Origin of the sequence: Nonomuraea sp. NPDC026600 (assembly GCF_040638335.1) — a bacterium.
Taxonomy (GTDB): Bacteria; Actinomycetota; Actinomycetes; order Streptosporangiales; family Streptosporangiaceae; genus Nonomuraea.
Genome location: NZ_JBEZYD010000002.1, coordinates 242835 through 267979 on the forward strand (window position 1 = coordinate 242835; position 25145 = coordinate 267979).

A 25145-nucleotide genomic window follows, 5' to 3' on the forward strand; every position below is an offset into this window, starting at 1 on the left:
CTCGACTCAGCTGACCAGCCCTCGCGCTCGCCGTTGACCATGCGGTGTCGTGTCAGCCGCCGTGTCAGGACGGCGACGGCCCGGTATCAGAGCGGTGAGACGTTGGATCGTCGAGAGGTCCCTGTCCTGGCTGATGAACGCTCGTCGCAATGTGGTCGACTTCGAACGCAAACCGTCGCACAGCGAGGCCCACCTGACCGTCGCCTCGATCACGCTGATGACCAGGCGGCTGACCAGGAAGAAGCCGCAGGCGTGGACCCGAAAGCCAGCGTCAGCGCCGCGGGCCGCCTGAGTGCCGCTGGCTCAGTAGGTCGGGGTGGGCCCGACCTATACGCGATGGAAGCCGGGGGTGCGACGGCAGGGCTCAGTCAATTGGAGTCTGGTCCGGGATTTGGATGCCGGCCGAGCGCCATCTTGCCTCGACCAACGCGTTCAGCCGAGCCCAGGCCGGCTTCTGCTTTTGCCCGTAGTAGCTGCTGAGCAGGTCGTACCGGATCGCGCCGTCGGTGCGGGCCTGGAGTCCGGCCGGGATCGGCAGCAGTGCGGGATGGGCGAGATAGTGGTCGGCCATGGCGGTGGCGAGTTCGTCGACCCGGGGGTCGTCCGGTTCCCACTCGGCGGCACGCCACATACGCTTGATCAAGGAAACGTATTCAGGGTCGTCGAGGCCGCGCTCGACCCGGGAGATGTAGTCGTCGAAGCCCTCCGGCACCAGGGCCCTGATCAGCACCAGGCCCTCTCGGGCCATCGTCACGTCGTCCGGGGTGAAGCCGAGATCGGCGGCCACCTTGTCCAGCTTCGCGAGAACGCGGTCGGGCAGCAGGGCCCGGTCCCCGGTGGCGAGCCGGCGCAGCGTGTCACGCCGCGCGATGAGATCGTCGATCCGGTCGGTGAGGCGCCGTTCGACGTCGACGAGCGCGGCGGCGAACCGGTCAGGATCGGCGTCGAGTATCGCCCTGATCTCGGCCAGCGGTACGCCGGCGGCGGCCAGCGTCCGGATCTGGACCAGCCGCAGCAGGTCGGTCGATCCGTAGCGTCGGTAGCCGGAGCTGTCGCGGCGAGGTTCGTCGATCAGCCGATGCTGGTGGTAGTGCCGCACGGTCTTCACCGTGACGCCGACGAAGGCCGCCGCTTGGCCGATTGTGACGCCGTCCGTCATCTGCTCTGCCGGCCTCGTGATCGTAGGGTGCCGGCGAGTTCGCGAATCGTGTCGGCGATGGCGCGGAAGTCCTTGCTCAGCATGTTGCCGTGGTTGCTGGCGACCTTGGCGCTCATCTTGATGTTCGGGTTGCGGGCGAGCACTGGGGTGAGGGTGGCGCGCATCTCTTCCATTTCTTCCCGGCTGCCTCCGAGGTTGGCGCCCGTGGCGGCCACGTACCGGACCGGGAAGGTCACACCGTCCAGGACCGGGTCGAGGGCGGCGCAGATCTCGACGAGTTCGATGTTGCTCTGGGCATGCTGCTCGACGGACATGTTCGCGCACAGGTGCAGTGGACGCAGCACTGGAAACAGCCAGCCCCACCGGCGAAACAGCCCCCTGATCCGTTCCGGGGTGACGGTGTCGGTCCACCCCCACGGGTAGGCGCCGTCCACGGACACCATCCCCAGGACGCGGTCCGGATTCCGGCTGGCCCAGTGCAGCGCGACCGGCGCGCCGTAGGACCAGCCGACCAGAAGCGGCCGGTCCACGCCCCTGGCCGCAAGGACGGCATCGACGTCACGGACGTGCGCCTCGAACGAAGCGGCTGCGGCCGAACGCCTCGATCGGCCGCGGGCCCGCATGTCGTAGGTGATGTGCCGGTAGTCGCTGCCGAGTTCGGCGATGACGCGCCGCCAGTATCTCTGAGTGGCGAACTGGCCATTGAGGTAGACCACGGAAGGGCCGGACCCACCGGTATCGGTCACGGCCAGCGCGGTGTCGTCGACCGACACCATGCCGGTCCATGGGGAGTCGAAGTTGGTCACCCGTTCAGCGTGCACCCTGACCTAAGGTCAAGGTCAACTCCCAGGGTGACATCCACGCTCACCAGCGAAGTCCGGCCAGTCGGGTCACCCGAGGTCCTCGCTCATCGTATCGGGACGCGTCGACCCGTGCGCGGGTGAGTCGGCCACGCCTCTACGCCTGCGTCTCGAAAAGATCGTTTTACCAGTTCAAAGACACCCTCTAACAGATCTAAGGAGCACCACCATGTCCGTCGCTGGTGCCGCCGGTTCGGCTCACAAGGTCGCCACCCACGGCTCCATCGCCCTGACCTCCGCGACCGGTCTGGTCGGGCACGTGCTCACCAAGGCCCTCAAAGGCGTGAAGTACGGCAAGTCCGTAGCTGAACCTCGCCGACCAGGTGCTGCCGGCCCTGACCGCGGCCATCAGCCTGCTCAAGCAGCAGGACCCGGCAGAGGCCGACAACTTCCGCAACACCGTCATCGTCGCCATCGACGCAGCCGCCCACACCCACCAGGGCCAGCCCAGCCCCACCATGACCGACATGGCTCGCAAAATCACCGGAGCCCTCGACGCCGCCTGATGAGATGTCGACCCGCGTAGTTACACCTGGTTGCCGGGGTCCTGTCCGGACCCCGGCCCATCCCCATCGACCCGGAGTTGCTCGGCGAGCTCTTGGCCTGGAGGCGAGGAACCGTGAAAACCCCATTCCCTCCAGCGATCACGGCGACAGGGTTGCGGATCTTCGGCGTGCACCGGCGCCCGCCGGATACGTGAAGACCGTCTCCACGAAGCCACCGTCATTGCCGACTTCGTCCACCTCATCCGCGTCTTCGGCGTCTCGGCCGCTACGGCGACCGCACCGCGATCACCAGTCCGGGCCTCTCCTCGGCTCCGACAGAACTGGCCTGTCAGCCCGGGTGGCGGAGGGCGCGGCGTGCGCAACCCGCCGACCGCCGAGCAGGGCAGTCGCCGTGACCACGAAACCCGCCGACCGGCTGACGCGCCCCCGCACGCCTACTGCCGGTGAACAGGTCAGCCTCATGGCGCGTTCGTCCCGCGCAGGTCTTAAATGATCATGACCGCCCCGCGGTGGCCTGCCATGATCGCGAAAGGTTGTGGTGGGGCCGGCCGCACTCGCTCGCCCTACAGGTGGCCTACGGTCATGCCGCTGGCCCTGCCGCTCGCCACCATGTGAAGGCCGTATCACCGGGGGCGTACCCCAGCTGTGCCCGCCGAGCCCAAGTTCGTCTGTTCGAGTGTTCCCTTGTGCGGCCAGTCCTGATCTTCTGGGTGTGGCGGGTTACCGAAGGCCATTTGTTTCTGTCTCAGTCCGTGTCCAGGGCGTACCGCAGTTAGAAATCCGGCTTGGCGAGGAAACGCCGCCAGTGGTCAACCAATTGGAGGCTCTCCCACTCTGCCGGGTGAATGCCGTCCTCGCCCAGTTCGATGATCTGCGCACCCGGCAGACTGCTCAGACGTTGGTCAGGCGGGGAGGTCCCAGGAAGGGCCGTCAACGTCGCCCAGCCATACACGCTGCCAGCTTGGAGTGACAGTCAACCCGAAGCTGGATTGATGAGGGGAGCCTGCTTGCCGCCATATCCCTATGGCATCCTCAACCGCATCCCAAAGACGCAACGGGCCATGCTGCTGCACCACCCACCCTCCATCCTCAGCTTTGCGGGTGCTCGCCTGTGAGCCGGTGGCGACATCGAGCAGAATTGTCTCGTCTCCCAGACCGGCGCGCTGGGCCGACGGTGCGCCCAACTGGGCGACGAACAATCCTGTGCTGTCATCAAGGATGTTGGGATCAATTTTGCTCTCTCGTGGCTCTCCTCGCGGTACCAGAGTAGATGCCAGGGGATGGGGTAGGTGTGGACGCGCGGTCATGAAATAAAGATCATCACTCAGAAAGCGTCCGTATGCATTTCCTGCGTCGTCGAGGGTCAGGTGAGCGAACGCGACGCCTCCCATCCATCCCGCCATCGGGGTGGTAATAGTCCCACCATCGCGCACCTGCCACATCCAGGGCACCGGGATATAGCGTACGGAACAGGTGGCGATCAGGCGATCGTATTCGGCGCTATCCGCATACCCTGCCAGTCCGTCACCCACAGCGAGCGTCGGGGTATATCCGGCGGCTTGGATCGCATTGTGAGCGCGAGCGGCTACCGCAGGGTCGTACTCGATCGAGGTCACCCTGCTGTCTCCGAGTCGGTAACACATCAGAGCGGTGGAGTATCCGGTTCCTGTTCCAATCTCCAATACCTTGTCTTCCTCGCGGATCTGGGCAGCCTCCAGCATCCGGACGACCAGGCTGGGCATGGTGGACGAGGAGGTAGGCACGCCTGACGTTCGGCCGGTCGCCTGCTCCGCCATGATGCCGTTCACCTGGGTAACCCAAGTGACATCACGGTAGACCAGACACAGCCAGTCATCCGTACTCATGTCAACGCGCCTGATGACATCCCAGCGATCCCCGTACTCCGTGCTCTGGAAGACCGCATTTCCTAGGAAGAGTTCACGCGCGACGAATTCAATCGCATGCCGCCACGAAGAGTTGCTGAAGGTGTCGGCTAGAGCATTTCGAGGCGAAGGAAACTCTGTTGGCGTTTGCGGGGTGCTCATTTGAGATTCTCCAAGAGAAGATCGGCGATGGCGGCGGATATCGATACTCCCGTTTCATCTTCAATCCACCCCCATTGCCCATTGGGGTTGCATTCAAGAAATACCGGCCCATCTTGGGAGAGGGCAAAGTCGAATGCCCCAAAGCGTAGTTCAAGCGTTTCCAGAAATGTCACGCATTTCTCGGCAAGGCCGGGCGGAGCCTCTACCACCGTATAGGAAAGCCGATTGTAATCCTGTCGCCAATCGAGGAGATCAGAGTCAATTCTCACGCAGAAGAGGTCATCTCCGACAACAGTCACACGGAGATCCGCCGTCTTGTCCACCCGAGCTTGAAACAGGTGCGGCGCGAACCTCACTCTCTCGTCCAATTCGGTCGGATCTACGGTGGACGTCCAGATAGTACAAAGTGCGCCGGTGGAATCAACGATGGCTGCGCCTCGCAAGGGCTTATAGATGATTGGCCCATGCGTGGCGGCAAAGGCGCGGGCATCGTCGAGGCAGTTGGTGATGAGAGTGGCTGGCACAGTGAATCCTGCCCGCTGGGCCACGCGAAGCTGTAGGGGCTTGTGTTCAGCTCTCGCCAGTGACCAGGGGTGGCTCACATAGCTGCATGGCAAGGACGCCAAAACGCCGCCGAGCCCGAACTTGGTCTCTTTTCGTGCAAACTGCTCTAACTGTGAGCCCACATCGTAACGATAAGGCGTGGGCCGCCGGTAGTAGACAGCCCGCACCTTTTCCAGATCGACATGTCGCGATGGTGTAATTAGGTACTCCCGCGATGACCGCCCTGCAAACGCACAGGAAAGCGTGGCCGTTTTCGGGAAATCTTCGCCCGGGTCGAAGCGGGCGACTTGCGCACCGCGAGCCACGAGGTGGCCGATTACCATATCTGCCGATGAGTCCTCCAGGCACGTGAGGACCAGAATTACGCCTTCGTCCATATCAGTCGTTATCGTAGTCGGTCACTTCCACCTCGTCGGGAGGCGTGGGATCTTTGCCGTCTCCCCTGCTTCCTGTCTTTTCCTTCTTCTTCGTCTCCTTGTTGGTGCCGTGCTTGCCCGCCTCGATCGGTTGCCCTCCAGGTCCCACATACACGGCCCGCTGAGAGCGCGGGTCGAGATGAACGCTCTCGTAGAACGCCGGAGATGCAGCAGGCAAGGGACTGAGGCGAGTCAATCCCCAGGGACGATTTCGATCTTCGAGCATTTCGTGTCCTCCTTGCGCTCAAGCATTAGCTCTGACTTACAGAGTTGTCAATGATGCTGATAGCATCAGCGCATTATAAAGGGCCATTTTTGATGCGTGATAATACGATCCTGCGACTTGTCGCGTGTTCACTCTTGCGGCAAGGCGCAGGGATTTTCCATAACGATACAATTAGCTTGCTGTTGTATTATTTGTCCCGTAATCACATCCTTATCGATCGGCCCACGGGATTACGTGGACGGCAACGCGGGCGCTCAACCCTGGATGGCGCCTGAGGAGCATCGACCGCGTTGCCGTCCACGAGGGTGCGGCGAGTTCCTTGGCGATGAGGGCCCGACAGCCCTCACGCGGCAGGCTGCTCTCATCGCCTCACCACACCCCGCCTCATCAACCTCTCTCGGCGGCATCATCCGACCGCACAAGATCGACACAGCCAGCGTGCGGGGTCCCGCCGCCCGATGATCTTCCGGTCATCTCGCGTGCCCCATCAGAAGGGCGCTCCACATGGCATCTGCCACACGGAAGGACCAGCGATCACTCTCGTGAATGACGCTCTTCCCGGCCTGGAGAGCTGTACGGCGAATGAACCGCAACCCGCCGAGCGTGATCAGTTCGTAAACGACCTCATTGCAGTCGCAGGTCCACTGCATTACCCGGCCGTCCGGCTCGCCCCCGCGTGGAGCGTTCCATGCCAGCTCCTCGTAGTGCGACTGGACGGCGGACACGTGCGGCGCCGTGCAATGAGGGGGAAACTGCCAGGGGCCGAACACCCAGCTCACCTCTTCACCTCCCACTCTCTGCGCGCGACCCCGGCTATCACGCCTTCCCCGGCGCGGCCAGGCACGGCCACCCCCGTGAACGTCTCCGCCCAGACCGCGCGCTGTCCCGCGCCCAACAGGCGCACGCCCCACTTGAGCGAGATCTGCTCGACCAGCCACAGACCCCGCCCATGACAGTCGTCACCGCCGGACACCCGCGATCGAGGAACCGCGTCCGCACCGTCATCGGTCACCTCAACGCGAACGATCTCGGCATCAACGGCGACGACCTCCACCGTCACCAGCCCGCCATACAGCCCCGAAGCGGTATGGATCAGGCAATTGCTCACTAGCTCGCTGACGATCAACCGCGCATCCTCCATGCCCCGATGCCCCGCCGCCGCCAGCATCGCCCCGACACAGTGACGAGCCACCGCCACCGACTGCGCCACCCCCGGCAACACGACTTCACCAAGAAACCGCGCGCTCACCGCGTCACCTCCCAGACCGGTGTAGCCGCGTCCACGTCGTACGCCCCCACTCGCCGCCGCTCTTGGCCCGCCGGGAATACCAGCTCGGCGAGGAATTCCCCGGTCACGATTCCGCCACCGCGAACGCCCGTCCCCGCAGAGCTTCTGTGATGCACAGCCGAGCACCCCCGACCGCCGGTCCCATGCTGGCCGGAGCGCACTCCGCCAAGATCCGGCCTGTCATATCAGGGTCTGTTTCAGCAGTCGTTCGGCCGCATCCTTGTTCTGGGCATTCACCCGGCACCATGGCCATCATCCCCAGTTGAAGGCCCAGGCCCCCTTGCGCACCGTCGCGCGCACGTTCACCCAGCCGGAAGGGATGGACAGTGTCAGCACCGGATGCCGCTTCCTGCCCGCCTTCACCCCCACTTCCGCGCCCAGGTCCCGCAGGTCGTTTGCTAGCCGGATCAGAAGAGCGCACTCCTTCGGCGGCGGTGGAGTGGACGCCGATCCACACCCGCTCGGGTGGAAGCAGGGCGCGCATGCCGATCTCGGCGTAGCGGGTGGCAAGCAGTTCGTACCCGGTTCGGAACAGGTCGAGATCGACGGTGACGGGCCGGGCTGTCAGGAGTTGCGCGAGCGTCTGGAAAGTGATGCCGGGCAGCGGCGCAGGCGCAGTCTCGGTGCGCAGGTCGCGCAGCAGAGAGTGGAGCCGGTGTTGCTCGGCTGGGGTCCCGTCGAGATGTTCGCTGGAGAGCAGGACGGTCATCGTAAGCCTCTTCCGGATGGGGGATGAGACTTCGAGATCACCACGTTTTCGCAGGTTGGCTGTCGGCCTTGCATGTCTTGCAAACCTCTTTGCGTCGCGTGCAAACCGCCGCGAAATTCTGTAACCTCACGGTTACTATGAGTGCGGTCCCTCATCGCCAGGAGCCGTCGATGGACGCCGGACAGATCGTGCGTATCGCGCGCCAGGCCAGGAAGATGACGCTGGCCGAACTCGGACAGTGCTGCGGCTACTCACCAGCCCAGTTGTCGCGCTACGAGCGAGGGAAGACGCCGCTGACCGACATCACTTTGCTGCGAACGTTCGTCGATGTCTTGGGAATCTCGCCCGAGGCCCTCGGTCTGGCTTCACCCTGTGAGGGGTCCGGGCCGATCCGCCTGCCGATCTCCGTCGAACCCGGGTTCTTGCCGCTCGACGGTCATAGTGTGGCGGCAAGTGCGGGTGGGGAGGATGATCCGGTGCGACGACGCAGTTTGCTGATCGGAGCGGGCCTTGCGGTGCCCGCCGCCCTGCTGGCCAAAGTCGAGGAGGCGCTGGCGGTGTTGCCTGCGCCCAAAGCCGCGGCCTCCGCCAGTGAGGTGGCGAGTCTGCTGGGCCAGGCCCGGTTGCGATTCGACACCGGAGACTTGGCCGCCTTTCTGCGCGGTCTGCCCGGTCTGCTATCGGCGGGGCACGATGTGCTGGATCGCGCGCTGGGCGACGAACGCCACCTCGCCCTGCTGGCAGGCTGCTATGACCTGGCGTCTGGGGCGTTGCTGAAGGTCGGACGTCTGCAGGCCAGCCGCATCACCGCCGATCGGGCCGCCACCTACGCCACCCTGTCCGGCGACCCGGTCGCCCAGGCGATGGCCGCCCGGTCCTGCGGCATCGTGCTGCGCCACCAGGGCCACAGGGAGCTCGCCGAACAGGTTATGTACGCGGCGGCCACCCGGCTCGACAACAGCGGTCTGCGTACGGCCGCCGCGGCGAACACGCTGGCGCAGATCTTGTGCACCTCGGCCTACAACGCCGCCCAGGCCGGCGACCGCGACCGGGCCATCGAGCTGATCGCAGAAGCCGCCCGTGCCGCACGAACCGTGCCGCACGAGCTGCCCGCCGCGAACCGGTTCGCCGTCACCCCGGCCCAGGTCGCTCTGTACCGAGTGGGTGTGCATTGGGCACTCGGCGAGCCCGGAGCCGCGATGCGCGCCGGCCAGGGCCTGCACCCTGCCCAGTTCCCCACCCCTGAACGGCGGGCGCGGCTGCTCACCGACCTGGCCCGCGTCTGGGCGCAGGCCGACAATCCCAGCCGGGCCATCGGCGCTCTACTGGCCGCGCACGGGCACGCCCGCGCCGAGGTGCGCGACCGCGCCGGCATCCGCGGTCTGGCCATCGAACTGGTACGCCGCCATCCGACCAGTACGGGCGCGGACCGGCTCGCCCTGGTGCTGGCTGGTACCTGAGCCGTTCGCGCTCCGCCGCCGACCCGTGGAGATAGCGACGTGAACGAGCTGCTGGCCAAGTTGTGGCGGATCGGCAAGCCCCTGCAGTGGCGTTTTCTGTGGCTCATGCACGCCAAGTTCATGTGCGGGGTCACCGGTGTCACTCGCGCCGAGGATGGTCAGGTTCTCCTGCTGCGCCACCGCCTGTGGCCCGCCGACCGGCAATGGGCTTCCCCACCGGCTACGCCGGCAAAGGCGAGAAGCACGAGGACACGATCGCCCGAGAGATCCGCGAAGAGACCGGCCTGACCGTCAAGGTCGGCCGCCTCCTCCACGTGAACAGCGGCTACAAGCTCCGCATCGAGATCTTCTACGAGGCCACCCTGATTGGCGGACTCGGCAACCTCGCCGTGGATGGCAGAGAGGTCATCGACGCCAAGCTGTTCGCCCCGGACGCTCTACCCGAGGGGATGCCCGAGGCTCACAAGAAGCTCGTCCAGCAAGCCTGACCCGGAGGACTGCGCGCGTGCGAACAAGGCGAGCTGGACCTGACCCAGAGCTGCGTAGACGGACGGTTCGGATGGTCGACGAGGTGCGGCCGGATCACCCGACCGAGTGGGCCACGATCAACGCGGTGGCCGGCCGTCAGCCCTGATGCTCCCGACCCCATCCAGGCCCGTACCGCCGGGAACCGTACCCAGCTCGGCTAACCGAGGTTGCGTCCACGGGAGTGCGGGGCCGGCACGCGGCCGACCCCGCACGGCTCCGGCCTGGGCGTTCATCGCTGGGTCATCGAACGCACGCCAGCCCCGCTGCACTGGTTCCGCCGCCTGCGCATCCGGTGGGAGATCCGCGACGACATCCACGGAGCCTCCATGACCCTCGCCGTCGCGATCATCTGCCGGCGACGCCTCGTCCGAGAAGTCCATTGTCAGGACCTCTCACTGCCGGCGCGGCCACCTGGTATCCGTGCGGCGGAACTCAGATGTGATCGATGAACAGCAGTTTCGTCGGCTCGTTGATTATGCACCCGCTGACTTCGGTGTCTCCCGGCCAGCGGTGGCAGACCATGGTGTGCCAGTAGAGCACGCCCCAGGTGTCGGGCTTGCCGACGTTCTTGAGCTTGTTCCAGCCCGCGGCGGGCATGGTGTACTGGCCGGACGCCGTCGTGAAGGTCTGGTATGACGCGTTCGCCGTGGCGTTGTCGTACGGCCACGAGGTGTTCTCGTTGCGCAGGGTGTCGTCGCCCAGCGCCGCCTCCAACGTCGCCCACACGCCCAGGACCTCCAGATTGATCGCCTGGCCGGCCGGGATGGGGGTCAGCCGCCTGAGGGTCGAGTTGTAGCACATGAGGCGGATGTTCAGCGTGGGCGCAGGGTCACTGCTGGACATCTGCAACGGTCCGGACGCGATCGACACGTGAACGGTGCCGAAGGGGCAGGGGTCCTCGGGCGTGGGCGTCAGGCGGTTCGCCACGCTCGCGTGCGAGACGGTCGCGGAGGACAGCACGGCGGCCACCGTCAGTAAGGGGAGCAGGACCTTTCTGATGATCAACTTCTTTTCCTCGATTCCTGGAGCTCGCTTCTCGTCGCTTGCACTCCTAAGCTGCCGATGGGGTCTTGTCATCTTCTTGGAATCGCCTGACTTCGCTGCGTTAACGCAGTAGCGGGCCGGTCGATCGGGCGGGGAGCACCGCTGCGAGTACGGAGCCCAGGCCACCCGCCCCGGCGAAGCAGGTCAAGCGTCTTTCTGGCGTACCCGGAGGATGGCCAGGCCGAGGGCGAGCGCCGCGTAGGCGCCCAGTACGGCGAGTCCGGCCCACGGCGCCAGCGGGAAGTAGCCCATCTGCGGCGCGTAGTAGGCGAGCACCTGCGGATACTCCTGAACGCTCTGCTGAATGGCGAAACCGGCGGCCGGAGTGAGCCGCAGCAGCCACTGCGACACGCCCAGAGGCAGCCCGGAGACGACAGCCAGGAGGTAGGGCAGCAGGACGGTCGCGATGGCGACGGTGATCGCCACGGCGGTGCGCCGGAACAACGCGCCCAGGGCGAAGGCGAAGACGGCGGCGCCGGCGAGCAGCGCCGCGGTGCCGACGATCACCCGCAGTTCGGTGAGCGGACTCACCAGCAGGGTGTGGTTGCCGTTGGCGCGCAGGATTTGCGTGCAGATCGGCACCGTCACGGCGGCGCTGACCAGCCCGACGGCGAAGGTGACCAGGCCGATCACGGTGGCCTTGGCCACGAGCACCCGGCCGCGCCGCGGGCTGGCGAGCAGGCTGGTGCGGATCAGGCCCCGCCGGTATTCGGCGGTGATGAACAGCACCGCCACGACCATCACCGCGATCAGCCCGGCCAGCGCGCCGATGAGGGTGCGCTCGATGGACTGGCCGTCGCTGATGGGCGCGATGTCACCGGTCCCGCTCACGGTGAGCGTGCCGCCGGACTCGACGAGCCCGTTCGCCCGATGGTAGCGCTCCCAGTCGGTCATTCCGTGGGCTCCCACATCCTCGCGGCTCCACGCGCCACGGGGTACGTCGCCCTGCACGCTGACCTGGTCGAAGGCGGCGGTGGCCTGGGTGAAGCGCACTTGGGTGCCGCCGAGGCCGCCTTGGTCCACTGTCAGGTCGCCGGGCGAGGTGACGAAGAGCCCGATACGCACCGTGTCCGGCAGCCCGGTCAGGGGAGCGGTGCCGACCTTCGTCCACTGCTTGCCGTCGGCCGACTCGTAGCCGGTGAGGGTGTCGCCGGAGCGGATCAGCCGCAGCCAGCGCGGGAATGTCGCCGAGACGCCGGCCGTGTCGTGGATGTAGTTGTGCTGCATCCGCACCCCATGACTGGCGGTGAGCATCACCGCGGCGTACGCCGATCCCTGCTTGGTGCTCTGCTTGATGATCAGCCCGGCCTTCGCCCACGGCACGAGTCCGGAGATGATCTTGTCGTGGTTGGGCGGGGGATAGGTGATGATGCCGGTCATGGAGGTCAGGCGGGCGGTGATGCTGCCGTCGCCGGTCAGTGGCCGGTTGACGAAGTAGAACCTGTCGTTCACCGCTTCGCCGTCCGGTCCCAGCGGAGGGGTGGGGCAGGCGACCTCGATCGGACCCTCGCTGCACGAGGAATGGCTGACCGCCGAGAAGGCCAGGCCGAGCAGCACGGTGACCAGTGCCGCGGCCGTCATGGTGACCACCCAGCCGCGGACCGTCCGGAACTTGGTCCATTCGGCGCGCAGAAGTTGCGCGAACCCGTCGCGACCGGCCCGCAGCTGGGAGCGGTACGGGGCGATGATGCTCATCGGGTGGCCTCCTGCTCGGCGGCGCGGAATTCGACCGTGTCGCGGGTCAGGTCCAGGTAGGCCTCCTCCAGCGTGGCGCGGTGGGCGCTGACCTCGGAGAAGGGCAGCGCGTGCTGGGTGAGGAGCGCGACGATGTGTTCGGCCGCCAGGCCGGTCACGGTCAGGGTGTCGCGGTCGGTGGCGGCCACGGTGGCGCCGGCATGTGCCAGCGCGCTCATCGCCTCCGAACGGGCGGTGGTCCGCAGGGCGACCCGGCCGGTCGAGGCGGAGGCGATCAGCTCGGCCACGCTGGTGTCGGCGACCACCCGGCCGCGGCCCACCACCACGAGATGGCCGGCGGTGTCCTCGAGCTCGCTCATCAGATGGCTGGAGACCAGCACGGCGCGCCCCTCGGCGGCCAGCGACCGAAGCAGCCCGCGCATCCAGATGATGCCCTCGGGATCCAGGCCGTTGACCGGCTCGTCCAACATCAGCACCGGCGGGTCACCGAGCAGCGCCGCGGCGATGCCGAGCCGCTGCCGCATCCCCAAAGAGAAGTCACCCGCCCGGCGCCGGGCCGCCGAGCCCAGCCCGACCTGCTCGATCACCTCATCGACCCGTCTGGCACCCAGCCCTTGGGAGTGGGCCAGCCACAGCAGATGGTTGCGGGCGGTACGGCTCGGCTGGAGAGCCGCGGCGTCCAGCAGCGCGCCGACGTGATGCAGCGGGTTGCGCAGGCCGGCGTACGGTCGCCCGCCCACTAACGCGCTGCCCGCGTCGGCCGCGTCCAGGCCGAGGATCACCCGCATCGTGGTGGACTTCCCCGCCCCGTTGGGGCCGACGAAACCGGTCACCTGTCCCGGCTCCACGGTGAAGGACATCCCGTCCAGCGCCAGGGTCTGACCGAACCGCTTACGCAGCCCGGCGACCTCAATGGTTGCTTCCATGCAAGGCACACTAGGCAGCGGTACGCCACCGGTCGTCACGCCGGCGAGCCATCTTCACCATCGCTGACTCGAGGGACCCGCCGTCCCTCACACGAGGGATGCCGTCACTGGCCGAGGCCGGCCTCGCGGGCCTGGATGATGGCTTGGGCGCGGTCGGCGACCTGCAACTTGGTGAAGACGTTGGACACGTTGTTGCGCACCGTCTTCGGCGACAGTGACAGGCGCTCGGCGATCACCCGGTTGGACAGGCCGGCCGCGATGAGCTCGAGTATCTCCCGCTCCCGCGCCGTGAGCTGGGGAAACGGCTCCTCGCGTACCGGCCGGGCCGCGGCCAGCCTGGCGAAGTAGCGCGTCACCCGGCCCGCGAGCGCCGGTCCGAAGATCACCTCTCCGCTGGCCACGGCCGTGATCGCCCGCAGGATCTCGGCCTGGTCGGCGCCTTTGAGCAGGTAGCCCCGGGCGCCCGCGAGCATGGCGGCGAACACGCTCTCGTCATCCTCGTGCATCGTCAGCACCAGCACGTGCGTCTGGGGGCAGGCGGCGACGATCCGTTCGGTGGCCCGCACCCCGTCCAGCCGGGGCATCCGCAGGTCCATCACGACGACCTGCGGGCGGAGCTCGATGGCCTTCGCCACCGCCTCCTCCCCGTCTGCGGCGGTATCCACCACCTCGGCCTGGCCCGTGGAGTCGAGCATCATGCGCAGGCCGTTCCGATACACCGGATGGTCGTCGGCGAGCAGCACGCGCGGCGTCATGAAGCGGTCACCGTCCCGGCGGGCAGAACCGCGTGAACCCGGGTCCCACCGCCGCGCCGGGCCCCGACCGCGCACCGGCCGCCCAGCTCCTCCGCGCGCTCACGCATGCCGACCAGGCCCACCCCGACGAGCGCGCCCTGGCGGACGCCGCGCCCGTCGTCCGTCACCTCGACCTCCAGCGTGCTCCCGGCCACGGCGACGCGCACCTGGCAGTTGGCCGCGCCGGAGTGCCGGGCGACGTTCGTCAGAGCCTCGCAGACGATCCGGTACGCCGCCACCTCGGTCGCGGCCGGCAGCCCCGCGAGGTCGCCCTCCGCGTCCACCCGCACGGCGAGCCCGCCGTCCCGGAACCGGTCGCCCGCCTGCCGCAGCGCGCCGACCAGGCCGAACTGGTCCAGAGCCGGCGGATGCAGATCGTGCACCAGCCGCCGCACGTCGCCGAGCATCGTGGCCAGGTCCGTCCTGACCTGGTCCAGCGCCTCCCGGGCGGCGTCGGTGTCACGGACGACCAGATTGTGCGCCGCCTCCACCTTCAGCGCGGCGGCGGCCAGCGTGGGTCCCAGCCCGTCGTGCAGGTCCCTGCGCAACCTGCGGCGCTCTTCGGCCACGCCGGTGACCAGGCGTTCACGGCTGTGCTGGAGCTCCTCGGTCAGAGCGGTCGCCCGTACGGCGGCGGCCGCCTGGCGTACCACGTCGGCCAGCAACCGCTGGTCGGACTCGGTCGGTCGCGCGCCCGCGCGCGGCACCAGGGCGAACCGGCCGATCAGCGCCTCGCGGTAGGAGAACGGCAGCACGACGACGTCCTCCCTGGGCGTGCCGTGCTCCACCACGACGGTCCGGCCGTCCGCGCGGTCGAGTTCGACTCGCACGTACGGCGAGCGGAACGCCGCCGCCACGGCTGTGGCGGCCTCCAGCAGCAGTTCCTCGGGCCGTACGGATTCCTCAAGCCGCCGGGCCAGGACCGAGACCACGTCGTACGGCTCCGCCCGCCCCGCCAGCACCCGGTTCACCCACTGCCGGACCCGCTCCCGCAGCGGCGCGTAGACCACCCCCACCGCGACCGCCGCCAGGACCGCCGCGATCGGCTCGTCGATGAGCGCCCCCATGCCCACGAAGACGGGTACGTCGATCGCGACGACGGCGACCGCGAGCCCGCCGTACAGCATGGTCCAGCCGAGCACCGGATCGATGTCGTAGAGCCGGTACCGGCTCACCGCGATCAGGACGGCCGCGGCGAGCGACACCAGCGAGACGACGAAGGACAGGTCCTGCGGCCACCCGTCCACGACGGCGGGGACCAGGATCAGGACCATGTTCAGCGCCGCGGCCAGCAGCATCCAGCGAAGCTGCGCCCGCCGCACGCCGGTGGAGCCCTTGAACCGCCAGGCGAAGGCCGCCACCGGCACCAGCAGGCTCACCACCAGCAGAACCGGCGCCAAGGCCAGCGCGGAGCGCCAGAACTCATCCGGAATCGGCGGCAGCGGCAGGTCGAGCCCCGGCCACTCGCCGTTCCCCAACTCGATCCGCCACGGGACGGTCAAGAACGTCAGGACGGCCAGCCCCGTGGCTCCGAGCGAGAGCCACGCGGCCCACCGCCAGCGCGGCGACGGCAGCCGTCCGTCGGGGAAGAACAGCAGTATGAGCAGCGGGAGCAGGTTCAGCAGCGGGCCCAGCCGCGCCCCGGCGTAGAACGCGCCCGCGGTGAGGGGCAGCGTGCCGTCGTGGCGGGTCAGCGACAGCACCGCGTACGCGCCGGCCAGGCCGTTGAGGGCGGCCACGGCCCCGCCGCCGATCAACAGCCAGGTCATGAGGTGGCGCGGCAGCCGTACCGCCAGCGCGGCTCCCGCGATCGCGAGGGCCGCGCCGGGCACGGTCGAGGACCACACGGCCCAGTTCAGCGGCCCCGGCCGGGTCACTGTCCCCGTCACCACATCGGCCCAGGTGGCGGCACCACAGGCCACGACGCACAGCGCGGCCAGCGCCGTCGCCCACGCCGCGACCCGCCGATCTGCGGCGTTGGGCGCGGCACCGTCCCCGGCGGAGTCGCGTTCCCGCGCGGATGGGGCGGGGTCGGTGGGGTCGGTGGGAGAGGGATCGGGCACGCCGCCAGCGTGCCACACCACGCGTCCCGCCTTCACGGGGGCGCTGTCCCTTCCCGATCGGGACATTTGGCCCGGTCACGGCGGGCGAAGCCGGGACCGTCCCGCGTGGCCCTGCTCCCTGGGCGCCCGGGACACGCCGCCGCGATCGTAGGTCCACCGACACACAACGGAGGAACTAACGATGTCCAGTCACGTAGTGCCCAGCAACGTCAACCCCAACGAGCCCGTGGCGGACCGGCGCACCGTGAACCCGGCGCGCGTCCAGCTCTCCGGGCTGTTCCTGGCCGTCGGGGCCACGGCCTGGGCGGCCGGCACCATCATCGTGGGAGACAAGATCCTGGAGGGCCCCCAGACGCTCGACACCATCACCGGAATGCTGTTCGTCGCGGGGATCTTCGCCTATGTCTGGACTGTGCTGTCCACGCGCGGTGCCGGTGACGGGTGGACCCGGGTGATCCCGGCGGGGCTGCTCGTGCTGCTGCCCGGCGCGTTTCTGCTCAACGCGCTGTCCTTCGGCTACGTCGGCTACGACGACTTCCCGCCGCCGCTGATGATCCTGGACGCCTGCTGGCCGCTCAGCCAGCTCGGCATGCTGGTCCTGGGCATCACCATCGCGGTCAAGCGCCGCCACCAAGGCGCGTTCCGTTGGCTGCCGCTGCTCGCGGGGATGTGGTTCCCGGTGGCCATGGCGGCTCAGATCTTCGGCGGCTCCACCATCTCGGTGTACGTCAGCGCCGCCTGGCTACTCGGCACACACGCCCACCTGGGCGTACGACTCGCCGCCCGCCCCATCAAGCTGTGACGAAGGCGTGGCGGCGGCCGAGTGGGTCTGGGTGAGCTCAGCTGTGGAAAACCGCAGCCAGATCCGGGTACGCGCTTCATTCCGGCGCTCGGGCGCCCGGACCTAGCGTTTCTCGGCATGAAGGGAAAGTTGATCGACGTCCCGCGCCGCACCCTGGCAGGGCTGCTGGCACTGCTCACCCTGGCCGGAGTGATCATGCTGACGGCGATGGGGCAAAGCACGATGCAGCCCCTCCCCGCGTCGGCGCCGGGCCGGGAGTTCAGCGCCGAACGCGCCCTGCGCCATCTCGAACAGTTCGCCGCCGAGCCGCGGCCGCTCGGCAGCCCAGCGGGCGACCGCGCCAGGACCTATCTGGTCGGACAGTTGCGGGCGGTGGGGCTCGACGTGGAGGTCCAGCGGGCGATCGGTGCGAACTCCGCGTCGGGGCTGGCGTCCTTCGGGCAGGTGGACAACGTGGTGGCCACCAGGCGAGGAACCGACGCGACGGGGACGTTACTGATCGCCGCCCACTACGACTCCGCGGCGGTCGGGCCCGGCGCCTCCGATGACGGAGCGGCGGTGGCCGCCATGCTGGAGACCGTACGGGCGCTGGGCACCGCCCCGCTCCGCAACGACCTGGTGCTGCTGATGACGGACGGCGAGGAAGACGGGGTGCTCGGCACAGAGGCGTTCGTCCGCGAACACCCCCTGGGACGCAAGGGCGGAGTGCTGCTCAACTGGGAGGCGCGCGGGGTCAGTGGGCCGTCCCTGATGTTCGAGACCTCAAGGAACAACGCGGGACTGGTGAGTACGTTCGCCGCCGCCGCGCCGCATCCGCGAGGCGACTCCGTGATGGGTGAGCTGTACCGGCTGCTACCGAACAACACCGACTTCACTCCGCTGGCCAAAGCGGGGTTCACCGGTATGAACTTCGCCTACATCGAGCGCTCCTCGCGCTATCACACCGCCGACGACTCAATCGCCAACCTCGACCGCGGCAGCTTGCAACACCACGGCTCCACCATGCTGGCGCTGGCCCGCACCCTGGGGGATGCGGACCTGCCCGCGCTGGCGGCGGACCATGACGTAACGTATTTCCGGATTCTTGGTGTCATGGTGACGTATCCCAGCCGGCTGGTATGGCCGCTGGCGGTGCTCGCCGTACTCGCGGTCGCCGGCCTGGCGCTGTTGGCGCGCAGGGCGCGGCTGGCGAGCATCCCCCGGATCATCGTCGCGGCCGCGTCCGCCACGGCGCCCCTGGTCCTGGCGGTGATCCTCGCGCAAGGGCTGTGGGAGGTGCTGGTCGCCCTGCGGCCCGCGTACGACGGGATGGGCGGCCTGCTGCATCGCCCGCTGGCCTACCAGGCGGCGGTCACCCTGCTGGCCGCGCTGGCGCTGCTGGCCTGGTACCTGCCCTTGCGAGGCCGCCTCGGGCCCGCCGCGCTGGCCATCGGCGCGCTGGTATGGCCTGCCGGGCTGGGCGTGCTGGCCGCGTGGTTCGCGCCCGGGGCGGCCTTCGTCCTCACTCTTCCCGCCCTGCTGTGCGCGCTCGGCGGCCTGGCCGCACTGCTGCTGCCTGGAGCGGTGTGGCGGGTCGTCGCGCTCACGCTCGGCGCGTCCATGGCCGCGATGCTGCTGCCCGCGCTGGCGGGCACCGCGTTCGACGGGATGGGGCTCGCGCTCGGCGGTGTGAGCGCCCTGGTCCTCGCCCTGTTCGGGCTGACACTGCTGCCACTCGCGGAACTGGCACTCCCCGAGCCGAGCCGTGACGGCGGCCGTGGCAGTGGTCTTGGCGTCGTGGTCGTCGCCGTGCTCGCGGTGGCGCTGACCGGTGTCGGGTTTGCGACGGACGCCTTCGACGCGACAAACCCGCAGCGCTCGCACCTGGCGTATGTGCTCAACGCCGACACCCGGGTGGCCCACTGGGTCAGCGGTGATGCCGAGCCCACGGCCTGGACCAGGCGATACGTCTCCGGCCAGGACACCGGATCGCTGCCTGCGGGCTACGCGCGGCGCACGCTGTGGACCGGCGACGCGCCGGTGATCGAGACCGAAGGGCCCCGCGTGGCCATACTCTCCCGCGCCGGGGACACGATCAGGTTGCGGGTGCGGGCGGGGCAGGGCGCACGCTCGGTGACACTGCGCGTTGAACGGCCGATCACCCAGGTCACGGCGGGCGCCACCGGGCTCACCCCGGTGACCGTGCCCGTCAGCGGCATCCGGGCGAACACCTGGCCCGGCGAGATCCGCTTCCGCGGCATCCCCGCCAGGGGCGTCGACATCACCCTGCGCGTGCCGGGCACGGACCCCGTGCGCCTCACGGCGATCGCCGAGACCGACGGCCTGTCCGCGGTGCCCGGCTTCACACCCAGGCCGCCGGGCCTGGTGGTGTCCACACGCGAGGACGGCGAGCTGATCGCGGTTACGCGCACCTACGATTTACGGCCCGTCTGAACTTACGGCCCGTCTGAACGCGGCTCCTCGCTGAGTTCCTTGGCTGATCCGTCCGTTGGTAGTCGATCGCCGCCGCCGCGCTCGCTGAGACGAGGGCCGATCTTGACGGGTCCGGTGGGCGGGGAGAGGCGATACATAGGGAGGCGATACATAGGCGTGAGATAGCGGGATGTAGGACGGAATAGCGAACTGACCGGGCTCGACCCACCACTGGATGACGTTGATGTACGACGTCGGCGACGTCTCCTGCGACCCGACGATGAGCGGGCTCGACGAGGCGACCTACTGGTGATGACCCTCCCCGGTATCGTGACCGATGTGGAATTCGCGCAGATCATGTCGTTGAGTGGCGGAGTGTGACATGTCGGGCAGTTGCTGCACGCCCGCGACACCGGCGTCGCCGATGGAACCCGTACGGTTCGTCGCGCGGGGGACGCACACGATCGAGCAGGTGGACCTTCCCGGCGGCGAGTTCCAGATGGGAGACGCCACCGGCGATGGCAACTGGGGCGACGGCGAGGGGCCCGTCCATCCGGTCGTCCTGTCGCCGTTCTCCATCGACGCGACCAGCGTGACGACGACCGACTTCGCCGCCTTCGCCGACGCGACCGGCTACCGGACCGAGGCCGAGGAGTACGCCTTCTCCGCCGTCTTCCACCTGGCACTGGCGGCCGGCCCGGAGGACGTGATGGGCCCCGCCGCGGGCACCCCCTGGTGGGTCGGTGTCCGCGGCGCCGACTGGCGGCACCCGGGCGGCGCCCTGTCCGCGGCCGAGGCCGACCACCCGGTGGTCCACGTGAGCTGGAACGACGCGGTCGCCTACTGCTCGTGGGCCGGCCGGCGCCTCCCGACCGAGGCCGAATGGGAGTACGCCTCCCGGGGCGGTCTCGATGGCGCGCGCTATCCGTGGGGTGATGACCTGCCCGAGGGCGCGTGGCCGGTGAACATCTGGCAGGGCGTGTTCCCCGCCGAGAACACGCTGGCCGACGGCTACCTGACCACGGCCCCGGTCCGCACGTTCGCGCCCAACGCGTACGGGCTCTGGCAGACGGTCGGCAACGTCTGGGAGTGGTGTTCGGACTGGTACGCCCCCGACTACTACGCCTACTCCCCGTCCGCCGATCCGCGCGGTCCGCTCCGTGGCACGGGCCGGGTGTTGCGTGGCGGCTCGTTCCTGTGCCACGACTCCTACTGCAACCGCTACCGCAACTCGGCACGGTCCTCGAACACGCCCGACTCGTCGATGGCCAACGGCGGGTTCCGCACCGTGTCGCTATGAGCTGAGCTCCCGATTGGTCACGATCCGCTGGTCGAGGGCTGGTGGCCGAACCTGATCGGTTCCGGGGCGCGCAGTCGTACGGCGGGGTCGGGCAGCGCCTGCTCGCGGCCGTCGAGCTCGGTGGCCGGCTCGATGACCGGCTCGGACTCGCCCGCCGCCACGATCCTGTGCAGCAGCCGCGTGCGAAGCCCGGCCGCCACCTCCAGGTGGGATCGGTGCCCGGCCAGGTTGACCAGCTCGTGCGGGTCGTTGTCCAGGTCGTACAGGGCCTGCTCACGGTAGCGGGCGGAGGCGGGCGCGGTCAACGGGTCGGCGTCCTCGGCGACGGCGTAGTACTTCCATCGCGAGGTACGGATGCCCCGCCCCACCTCCGACTCGCTCACCTGGAAGAACACCTCGTCCGGCCAGGGCGCGCGGGCGTCGCCCAGCAGCGGCAGGAAGGACCGGCCCTGCATGTTCTCCGGTACGGGCAGCCCGGCGGCCTCCAGCAGCGTGGGCGGCAGGTCGATGACGCTGACCGGCCGGGCGATGGCGCCGCCCCCGTCGAAGCCGGGCCCGCGCACGGCCAGCGGCACCCGCAGCGACGCGTCGTGGCAGGACCGTTTGTACTCGCCGTTGCGGGTCTTGAAGTGGTTGCCGTGGTCAGAGGTGTAGGCGACGATCGTGTCGTCGAGCAGCTCCATGCTCTTCAGCGCGTCGAGCAGCCGGCCCAGCCCTTCGTCCAGTCGCTTGACCTGGCCCAGGTATCCGCCCAGGTGCCGGGCGGCGGTGCCGCCCAGTGCGGCCAGGTCCGGCGGTGTCCAGCGGCCCTGGTAGCGCTCCTCGTAGCCGTCGGGGGCCGGGTAGCTGTCCACTTCGTTCTGGTGGTGCGGTTCGATGAAGGACAGGAAGAGGAAGAACGGCTCCTCGTGGTGGTCGGCGACGAACCGGACGGCCGCGTCGACCAGCGCGTCGGAGCGGTAGCCGGGCAGGAAGACGGGGTCGTTCGCCTCGTCGTACACGATCGTGCGGTAGGCGTCGGAGGTGTGCTCGAGCGCGTTGGCCGCCAGCCATGACCGGTAGCCGCCGCGTAGTTCCTCGGGCACCGGCTCGGTGGCGGCCAGGTGCCACTTGCCGATGTAGCCGGTGGCGTATCCGGCCGCGCCGAAGTGGTGCGCCAGTGTGCGCTCCTCGGCGGGCAGGACGCGGCCGTTGCGGTACACCCCTGTGGTGGTCGGATAGCGGCCCGTCTGCAGGGCCGCGCGGGCCGGCGCGCACACCGGCTGCGGGGTCAGCGCGACCGTGGCCTGCGTGCCGTGCCTGGCCATCCGATCGAGGTTCGGGGTGAAGGGGCCTACGGTGTCCCACCGCTGCTGGTCGGTGAAGACGACGATCACGTTCGGACGCAAGAAGGAGCTCCTATCGAAGGCCGGTCAGGGCGATGCCGCGCACGAAGTAGCGCTGGGTGAGGAGGAACAGGACGGCGGTGGGGACGAACAGGATCACCGAGCCCGCGGCGGTGAGGTGCCACAGCGTGAAGTACTCCTGGTTGAACAGGGTGAGCCCGACCGGGATGGTGCGCATCTCGGGCGTCGTGGTGGCGACCAGCGGCCACAGGAACTCGTTCCACTGGAAGACGAAGGTGAACAGCCCGAGCACGGCCAGCGCCGGCCTGGTCTGCGGCAGGATGATGCGCCGGTAGATGCCCAGCTCGGAGGCGCCGTCGATGCGGGCCGCGCTGATCAGATCGTCCGGGATGGGCTGGATGAACTGGCGCATGAGGAAGATGCCGAACGCGTCCATGAGGAATGGTGTGACCAGCCCCTGGTAGGTGTTGAGCCAGCCGAGGTTGGCCATCAGCACGTACAGCGGGATCATCCGCACGAAGAACGGCACCATGAGCGTGGCCAGCAGCGCCACGAACAGCGTGTTGCGCAGCGGGAAGCGGAATTTGGCGAACACGTAGCCGACGAGCGGGTCGAACAGCAGGTGCGCCAGCGTGATGACGCCCGCCACGACGAGGCTGTTGACGATGAAATCGCCGAAGGGCGCGCGGGCGAACAGTTCGGCGTAGTTGCCCCACTGGGGCGAGTCCGGCCAGAGCACCGCGTGCGCCGACAGCGTTTCCGCCTCGGTCTGCAGCGACAGCGACAGCATGTAGAGCAGCGGCAGGACCGTCACCAGCGAGGCGAGCCCGAGCAGGGTGTAGAGCAGGGCGCGGCGCATCAGTACTGGACCTCCCCGCGCCGCCCGGCCCGGAGCTGGATCAGCGTGAACGCCACGATCACGACCAGGAGCAGCACCGACTGCGCCGCGGAGTAGCCGAAGTCCCTGGTGCGGAAGGCGATGTTGAAGATGTGGAAGACCGACAGGTCGGTGGCGTCGCCCGGGCCGCCGTTGGTGATGATGTACGCCTGGCCGAACGCCTGCAGCCCGGAGATGACCGCCATCACCGAGACGAACAGCGTCGTGGGGGCGAGGAGCGGCAGCGTGATCCGCCAGAACCGGCGCCAGGCGTCGGCGCCGTCGATCTTCGCCGCCTCGTGGAAGGTCTCGGGTATGCCCTGCAAGCCGGCCAGGAACAGCACCATCGTGTAGCCGACGCTCTGCCAGAGCGTAACGGCGGCGATCGTGAGCAGCGGGGCGCTGTTGAGCCACTGCTGCTCCGGCAGGCCCGTGGCGGCCAGCAGCCGGTTCAGTACGCCGAGCTCCGGATCCAGGATGTTGCGCCACAGCAGGCCGACGATCGCCACCGAGGTGAGGTAGGGCACGAGCAGCAGCACGCGGAACGCCACCCGCCCTTTGAGCGGCTGGTCGAGCGCCATGGCCAGGATCAGCCCGAGGACGATCGAGCCGATCACCACGGCCACCGCGAAGACGATCGTGACCAGGAACGAGTGGCGCACGGCCGGGTCGGCCAGCGCCTGACCGTAGTTGGCCAGGCCGGCGAACTGGTCGGCCTGCGGCCCGGTACGCAGGCTGGTGGCGACCACGTTGCCGATCGGCAGGTAGAAGAAGGCCGCGAAGAACAGGATCGCCGGGGTCAGGAACAGGTAGGCGGTCCGGGCGTACCGGCTCGCCAGGGTCTTGCGGCGGATCATCGCAGGAAGCCCTCGGCCGCTTCACTGAACTTCCTCAGCGCCGACTCGGCCGGTTGGTTCTGGATGAGCACCTCCTGGTACATGACCTTGAGCTGCTCCTCGAACTTGCCGAACCGGCCGGTGAGGCGTACCTCCTGCGAGGCGTCGACGGCGGAGCCGAGCGCGTCGGCGAAGACCTTGATGACCGGGTCCGCCTGCACCTCGGGCAGGCCGGCCCAGGAGGTGCGGGGCATCAGCATGCCGACCTCCTTGGTGGCGGCCTGCTCGGTCTGAAGGGTGGTGACGCGCTTGATGAAGTCCCACGACAGGTCGGGCCTGGCCGCCTTGGCCGGGACGAACATGCTGACGCCCGCCGCGAGGGTGGCCTGTCGCTCGCCCTTCAGCGGTGGGGCCACGCCCAGCTCCAGGTCGGGGCTCGCTGTCCTGATCGGGCCGAGGTCCCACGGGCCGGTGAGGATCATCGCGGCGCGTTCGGCTGAGAACAGCTTCTGCGGGCCCGAGTAGTCGGTGCTCGACACCGGTACGGGGGCGACCTTGTGCTTGTGGATCAGGTCCGCCTGGAACTGCATGGCGGCCACCGCGTCCGCCACCGGAGTCATGACTTTTCCGGTCTTGGGGTCGTACGCGCTGACTCCTGCCTGGAGCAGCCAGGGCCAGCCGTAGGCGTAGTCCTGGTTGAGCGCCACGCCGTACACGCCGTCCTTGGTCAGCTTCTGGGCGGCGGCCAGGAATTCCGGCCAGGTGGTGGGTGGTTCCAGCCCGGCGTCCCGGAGCATGGCCTTGTTGTAGAAGAGCGTGTTGCAGGTCAGGTGGAGCTGGACCCCGTACACCTTGCCCTGGTAGGAGTTGCGTTCGACGGTGGCCGGGCGCCAGTCGGCGGGGAAGCCCATCGCGCCGCCGTCGCGGTCGACGTAGTCCTGAAGGGAGCGGGCGTTGCCGGAGATGGCGAACTCCTGCACCCAGCCGCCGGGTTCCTCCACCACGTCGGGGGCGGTTCCGGAGGCGAAGTCGGCCAGCAGCCGGGTGCGCAGGTCGGGCCACTGGTACTTTTGGAGGTTGACCTTGACCTTGTTGGCCTGCTCGAACTCGGTGATCACCTTGCGGTAGGCCTGGTAGTCGTGTCCGGCGTTCCAGTAGACGGTGAACGTTCCGGGGGCGGCGTTCCGCGCGGTCGGGGCTCCGGCGCAGGAGGACAGGACCGGTGCGGCGGCGGCCGCCCCGGCCAGGCGGAGCAGGTCGCGGCGGGAGAGATCGGGGGACATCTCGGG

23 protein-coding genes and 2 pseudogenes are annotated in these 25145 nt (G+C 68.5%); 8 read left to right on the top strand and 17 right to left on the bottom strand.

Annotated features, from left to right (window positions below; all coding sequences use genetic code 11):
- Positions 1–97: 97 nt before the first annotated feature.
- A pseudogene (locus AB0F17_RS04790) lies at positions 98–268 on the top strand (IS5/IS1182 family transposase); the annotation flags it as partial.
- 96 nt (positions 269–364) lie between these two features.
- Here the strand turns inward: AB0F17_RS04790 and AB0F17_RS04795 are convergent.
- Together AB0F17_RS04795 and AB0F17_RS04800 are read right to left on the bottom strand one after the other, a co-directional pair.
- Entirely contained in the window at positions 365–1159 is a 795-nt protein-coding gene (locus tag AB0F17_RS04795; protein ID WP_358016280.1) for a MerR family transcriptional regulator, read from the bottom strand.
- Positions 1156–1965: an alpha/beta hydrolase gene (locus AB0F17_RS04800; RefSeq protein ID WP_358016283.1), complete on the bottom strand. Its 810-nt coding sequence runs from the start codon at positions 1963–1965 to the stop codon at positions 1156–1158. The genes AB0F17_RS04795 and AB0F17_RS04800 overlap by 4 nt, the downstream gene beginning before the upstream one ends.
- Before the next feature lie 377 nt (positions 1966–2342).
- Between AB0F17_RS04800 and AB0F17_RS04805 the strand changes: the two genes are divergently transcribed.
- Positions 2343–2525, top strand: a complete 183-nt coding sequence (locus AB0F17_RS04805; RefSeq protein ID WP_358016286.1) for a hypothetical protein — start codon at positions 2343–2345, stop codon at positions 2523–2525.
- 902 nt (positions 2526–3427) lie between these two features.
- Here AB0F17_RS04805 and tgmC read toward each other — a convergent pair.
- The 6 genes from tgmC to AB0F17_RS04835 all read right to left on the bottom strand — a co-directional run bounded on the left by tgmC (position 3428) and on the right by AB0F17_RS04835 (position 7773).
- Positions 3428–4570, bottom strand: coding sequence for an ATP-grasp peptide maturase system methyltransferase (tgmC, locus tag AB0F17_RS04810; protein ID WP_358016289.1), 1143 nt, complete (start codon positions 4568–4570; stop codon positions 3428–3430).
- Entirely contained in the window at positions 4567–5511 is a 945-nt protein-coding gene (gene tgmB / locus AB0F17_RS04815) for an ATP-grasp ribosomal peptide maturase (RefSeq protein WP_358016292.1), read from the bottom strand. Before tgmB ends, tgmC begins: the two co-directional genes overlap by 4 nt.
- A gap of 1 nt (position 5512) precedes the next feature.
- Complete coding sequence (gene tgmA, locus AB0F17_RS04820) at positions 5513–5776, bottom strand: putative ATP-grasp-modified RiPP (RefSeq protein WP_358016294.1); 264 nt, start codon at positions 5774–5776, stop codon at positions 5513–5515.
- Positions 5777–6246: 470 nt separating this feature from the next.
- On the bottom strand, positions 6247–6555 hold the full coding sequence (locus AB0F17_RS04825) for a hypothetical protein (protein WP_358016297.1): 309 nt from the start codon (positions 6553–6555) through the stop codon (positions 6247–6249).
- Positions 6552–7025 (bottom strand): ATP-binding protein, encoded by a 474-nt coding sequence (locus tag AB0F17_RS04830; RefSeq protein WP_358016300.1) that lies wholly within the window; start codon positions 7023–7025, stop codon positions 6552–6554. The genes AB0F17_RS04825 and AB0F17_RS04830 overlap by 4 nt, the downstream gene beginning before the upstream one ends.
- 103 nt (positions 7026–7128) lie before the next feature.
- Positions 7129–7773: a hypothetical protein gene (locus tag AB0F17_RS04835; protein ID WP_358016303.1), complete on the bottom strand. Its 645-nt coding sequence runs from the start codon at positions 7771–7773 to the stop codon at positions 7129–7131.
- 170 nt (positions 7774–7943) lie between these two features.
- On the opposite strand from AB0F17_RS04835, the gene AB0F17_RS04840 reads away from it, so the two are divergent.
- From AB0F17_RS04840 to AB0F17_RS04850, 3 genes and pseudogenes are all read left to right on the top strand, one after another.
- Positions 7944–9233 (top strand): helix-turn-helix transcriptional regulator, encoded by a 1290-nt coding sequence (locus AB0F17_RS04840; protein ID WP_358016306.1) that lies wholly within the window; start codon positions 7944–7946, stop codon positions 9231–9233.
- Between the two features lie 203 nt (positions 9234–9436).
- The gene (locus AB0F17_RS04845) at positions 9437–9721 is read left to right on the top strand and encodes an NUDIX domain-containing protein (protein ID WP_358016309.1); all 285 of its coding nucleotides are present in this window, start codon (positions 9437–9439) and stop codon (positions 9719–9721) included.
- 237 nt (positions 9722–9958) lie between these two features.
- Positions 9959–10114: pseudogene (locus tag AB0F17_RS04850) on the top strand (IS5/IS1182 family transposase); the annotation flags it as partial.
- Positions 10115–10193: 79 nt separating this feature from the next.
- On the opposite strand, the gene AB0F17_RS04855 reads toward AB0F17_RS04850, so the two are convergent.
- The 5 genes from AB0F17_RS04855 to AB0F17_RS04875 all read right to left on the bottom strand — a co-directional run bounded on the left by AB0F17_RS04855 (position 10194) and on the right by AB0F17_RS04875 (position 16283).
- On the bottom strand, positions 10194–10766 hold the full coding sequence (locus AB0F17_RS04855) for a hypothetical protein (protein WP_358016312.1): 573 nt from the start codon (positions 10764–10766) through the stop codon (positions 10194–10196).
- 183 nt (positions 10767–10949) lie between these two features.
- Complete coding sequence (locus tag AB0F17_RS04860; protein ID WP_358016315.1) at positions 10950–12500, bottom strand: ABC transporter permease subunit; 1551 nt, start codon at positions 12498–12500, stop codon at positions 10950–10952.
- Positions 12497–13426, bottom strand: coding sequence for an ATP-binding cassette domain-containing protein (locus tag AB0F17_RS04865; RefSeq protein WP_358016318.1), 930 nt, complete (start codon positions 13424–13426; stop codon positions 12497–12499). The genes AB0F17_RS04860 and AB0F17_RS04865 overlap by 4 nt, the downstream gene beginning before the upstream one ends.
- A 104-nt stretch (positions 13427–13530) precedes the next feature.
- Complete coding sequence (locus AB0F17_RS04870; RefSeq protein WP_358016322.1) at positions 13531–14181, bottom strand: response regulator transcription factor; 651 nt, start codon at positions 14179–14181, stop codon at positions 13531–13533.
- Positions 14178–16283 (bottom strand): sensor histidine kinase, encoded by a 2106-nt coding sequence (locus AB0F17_RS04875; RefSeq protein WP_358016325.1) that lies wholly within the window; start codon positions 16281–16283, stop codon positions 14178–14180. The genes AB0F17_RS04870 and AB0F17_RS04875 overlap by 4 nt, the downstream gene beginning before the upstream one ends.
- A gap of 181 nt (positions 16284–16464) precedes the next feature.
- On the opposite strand from AB0F17_RS04875, the gene AB0F17_RS04880 reads away from it, so the two are divergent.
- The 3 genes from AB0F17_RS04880 (at position 16465) to AB0F17_RS04890 (ending at position 20797) form a co-directional block, all read left to right on the top strand.
- Positions 16465–17085, top strand: coding sequence for a hypothetical protein (locus tag AB0F17_RS04880; RefSeq protein WP_358016328.1), 621 nt, complete (start codon positions 16465–16467; stop codon positions 17083–17085).
- A gap of 117 nt (positions 17086–17202) precedes the next feature.
- Positions 17203–19518, top strand: coding sequence for a M28 family peptidase (locus tag AB0F17_RS04885; RefSeq protein WP_358016331.1), 2316 nt, complete (start codon positions 17203–17205; stop codon positions 19516–19518).
- Positions 19519–19864: 346 nt separating this feature from the next.
- A complete protein-coding gene (locus AB0F17_RS04890; RefSeq protein WP_358016334.1) occupies positions 19865–20797 on the top strand; it encodes a formylglycine-generating enzyme family protein in 933 nt (310 codons plus the stop codon).
- A gap of 17 nt (positions 20798–20814) precedes the next feature.
- On the opposite strand, the gene AB0F17_RS04895 is transcribed toward AB0F17_RS04890, so the two are convergent.
- Genes AB0F17_RS04895 through AB0F17_RS04910 form a run of 4 tightly spaced genes read right to left on the bottom strand, consistent with a single transcriptional unit; the run spans position 20815 to position 25139 of the window.
- Positions 20815–22185, bottom strand: coding sequence for a sulfatase-like hydrolase/transferase (locus AB0F17_RS04895; RefSeq protein ID WP_358016337.1), 1371 nt, complete (start codon positions 22183–22185; stop codon positions 20815–20817).
- A gap of 10 nt (positions 22186–22195) precedes the next feature.
- Entirely contained in the window at positions 22196–23002 is an 807-nt protein-coding gene (locus tag AB0F17_RS04900) for a carbohydrate ABC transporter permease (protein ID WP_358016340.1), read from the bottom strand.
- Positions 23002–23877 carry a sugar ABC transporter permease gene (locus AB0F17_RS04905; RefSeq protein ID WP_358016343.1) on the bottom strand — a complete coding sequence of 292 codons (876 nt, stop codon included), beginning with the start codon at positions 23875–23877 and terminating at the stop codon, positions 23002–23004. Before AB0F17_RS04905 ends, AB0F17_RS04900 begins: the two co-directional genes overlap by 1 nt.
- The gene (locus AB0F17_RS04910; RefSeq protein ID WP_358016346.1) at positions 23874–25139 is read right to left on the bottom strand and encodes a sugar ABC transporter substrate-binding protein; all 1266 of its coding nucleotides are present in this window, start codon (positions 25137–25139) and stop codon (positions 23874–23876) included. The genes AB0F17_RS04905 and AB0F17_RS04910 overlap by 4 nt, the downstream gene beginning before the upstream one ends.
- Positions 25140–25145 lie beyond the last annotated feature (6 nt).

Bases quoted from the DNA above. Each gene is read 5' to 3' on its own strand.
- AB0F17_RS04845 (WP_358016309.1), top strand. From the start codon at position 9,437: ATGGGCTTCCCCACCGGCTACGCCGGCAAAGGCGAGAAGCACGAGGAC.
- tgmA (WP_358016294.1), bottom strand. From the start codon at position 5,776: ATGCTCGAAGATCGAAATCGTCCCTGGGGATTGACTCGCCTCAGTCCC.
- AB0F17_RS04835 (WP_358016303.1), bottom strand. From the start codon at position 7,773: ATGACCGTCCTGCTCTCCAGCGAACATCTCGACGGGACCCCAGCCGAG.
- AB0F17_RS04905 (WP_358016343.1), bottom strand. From the start codon at position 23,877: ATGATCCGCCGCAAGACCCTGGCGAGCCGGTACGCCCGGACCGCCTAC.
- tgmB (WP_358016292.1), bottom strand. From the start codon at position 5,511: ATGGACGAAGGCGTAATTCTGGTCCTCACGTGCCTGGAGGACTCATCG.
- AB0F17_RS04900 (WP_358016340.1), bottom strand. From the start codon at position 23,002: ATGCGCCGCGCCCTGCTCTACACCCTGCTCGGGCTCGCCTCGCTGGTG.
- AB0F17_RS04885 (WP_358016331.1), top strand. From the start codon at position 17,203: ATGAAGGGAAAGTTGATCGACGTCCCGCGCCGCACCCTGGCAGGGCTG.
- AB0F17_RS04840 (WP_358016306.1), top strand. From the start codon at position 7,944: ATGGACGCCGGACAGATCGTGCGTATCGCGCGCCAGGCCAGGAAGATG.
- tgmC (WP_358016289.1), bottom strand. From the start codon at position 4,570: ATGAGCACCCCGCAAACGCCAACAGAGTTTCCTTCGCCTCGAAATGCT.
- AB0F17_RS04860 (WP_358016315.1), bottom strand. From the start codon at position 12,500: ATGAGCATCATCGCCCCGTACCGCTCCCAGCTGCGGGCCGGTCGCGAC.
- AB0F17_RS04865 (WP_358016318.1), bottom strand. From the start codon at position 13,426: ATGGAAGCAACCATTGAGGTCGCCGGGCTGCGTAAGCGGTTCGGTCAG.
- AB0F17_RS04870 (WP_358016322.1), bottom strand. From the start codon at position 14,181: ATGACGCCGCGCGTGCTGCTCGCCGACGACCATCCGGTGTATCGGAAC.
- AB0F17_RS04880 (WP_358016328.1), top strand. From the start codon at position 16,465: ATGTCCAGTCACGTAGTGCCCAGCAACGTCAACCCCAACGAGCCCGTG.
- AB0F17_RS04910 (WP_358016346.1), bottom strand. From the start codon at position 25,139: ATGTCCCCCGATCTCTCCCGCCGCGACCTGCTCCGCCTGGCCGGGGCG.
- AB0F17_RS04795 (WP_358016280.1), bottom strand. From the start codon at position 1,159: ATGACGGACGGCGTCACAATCGGCCAAGCGGCGGCCTTCGTCGGCGTC.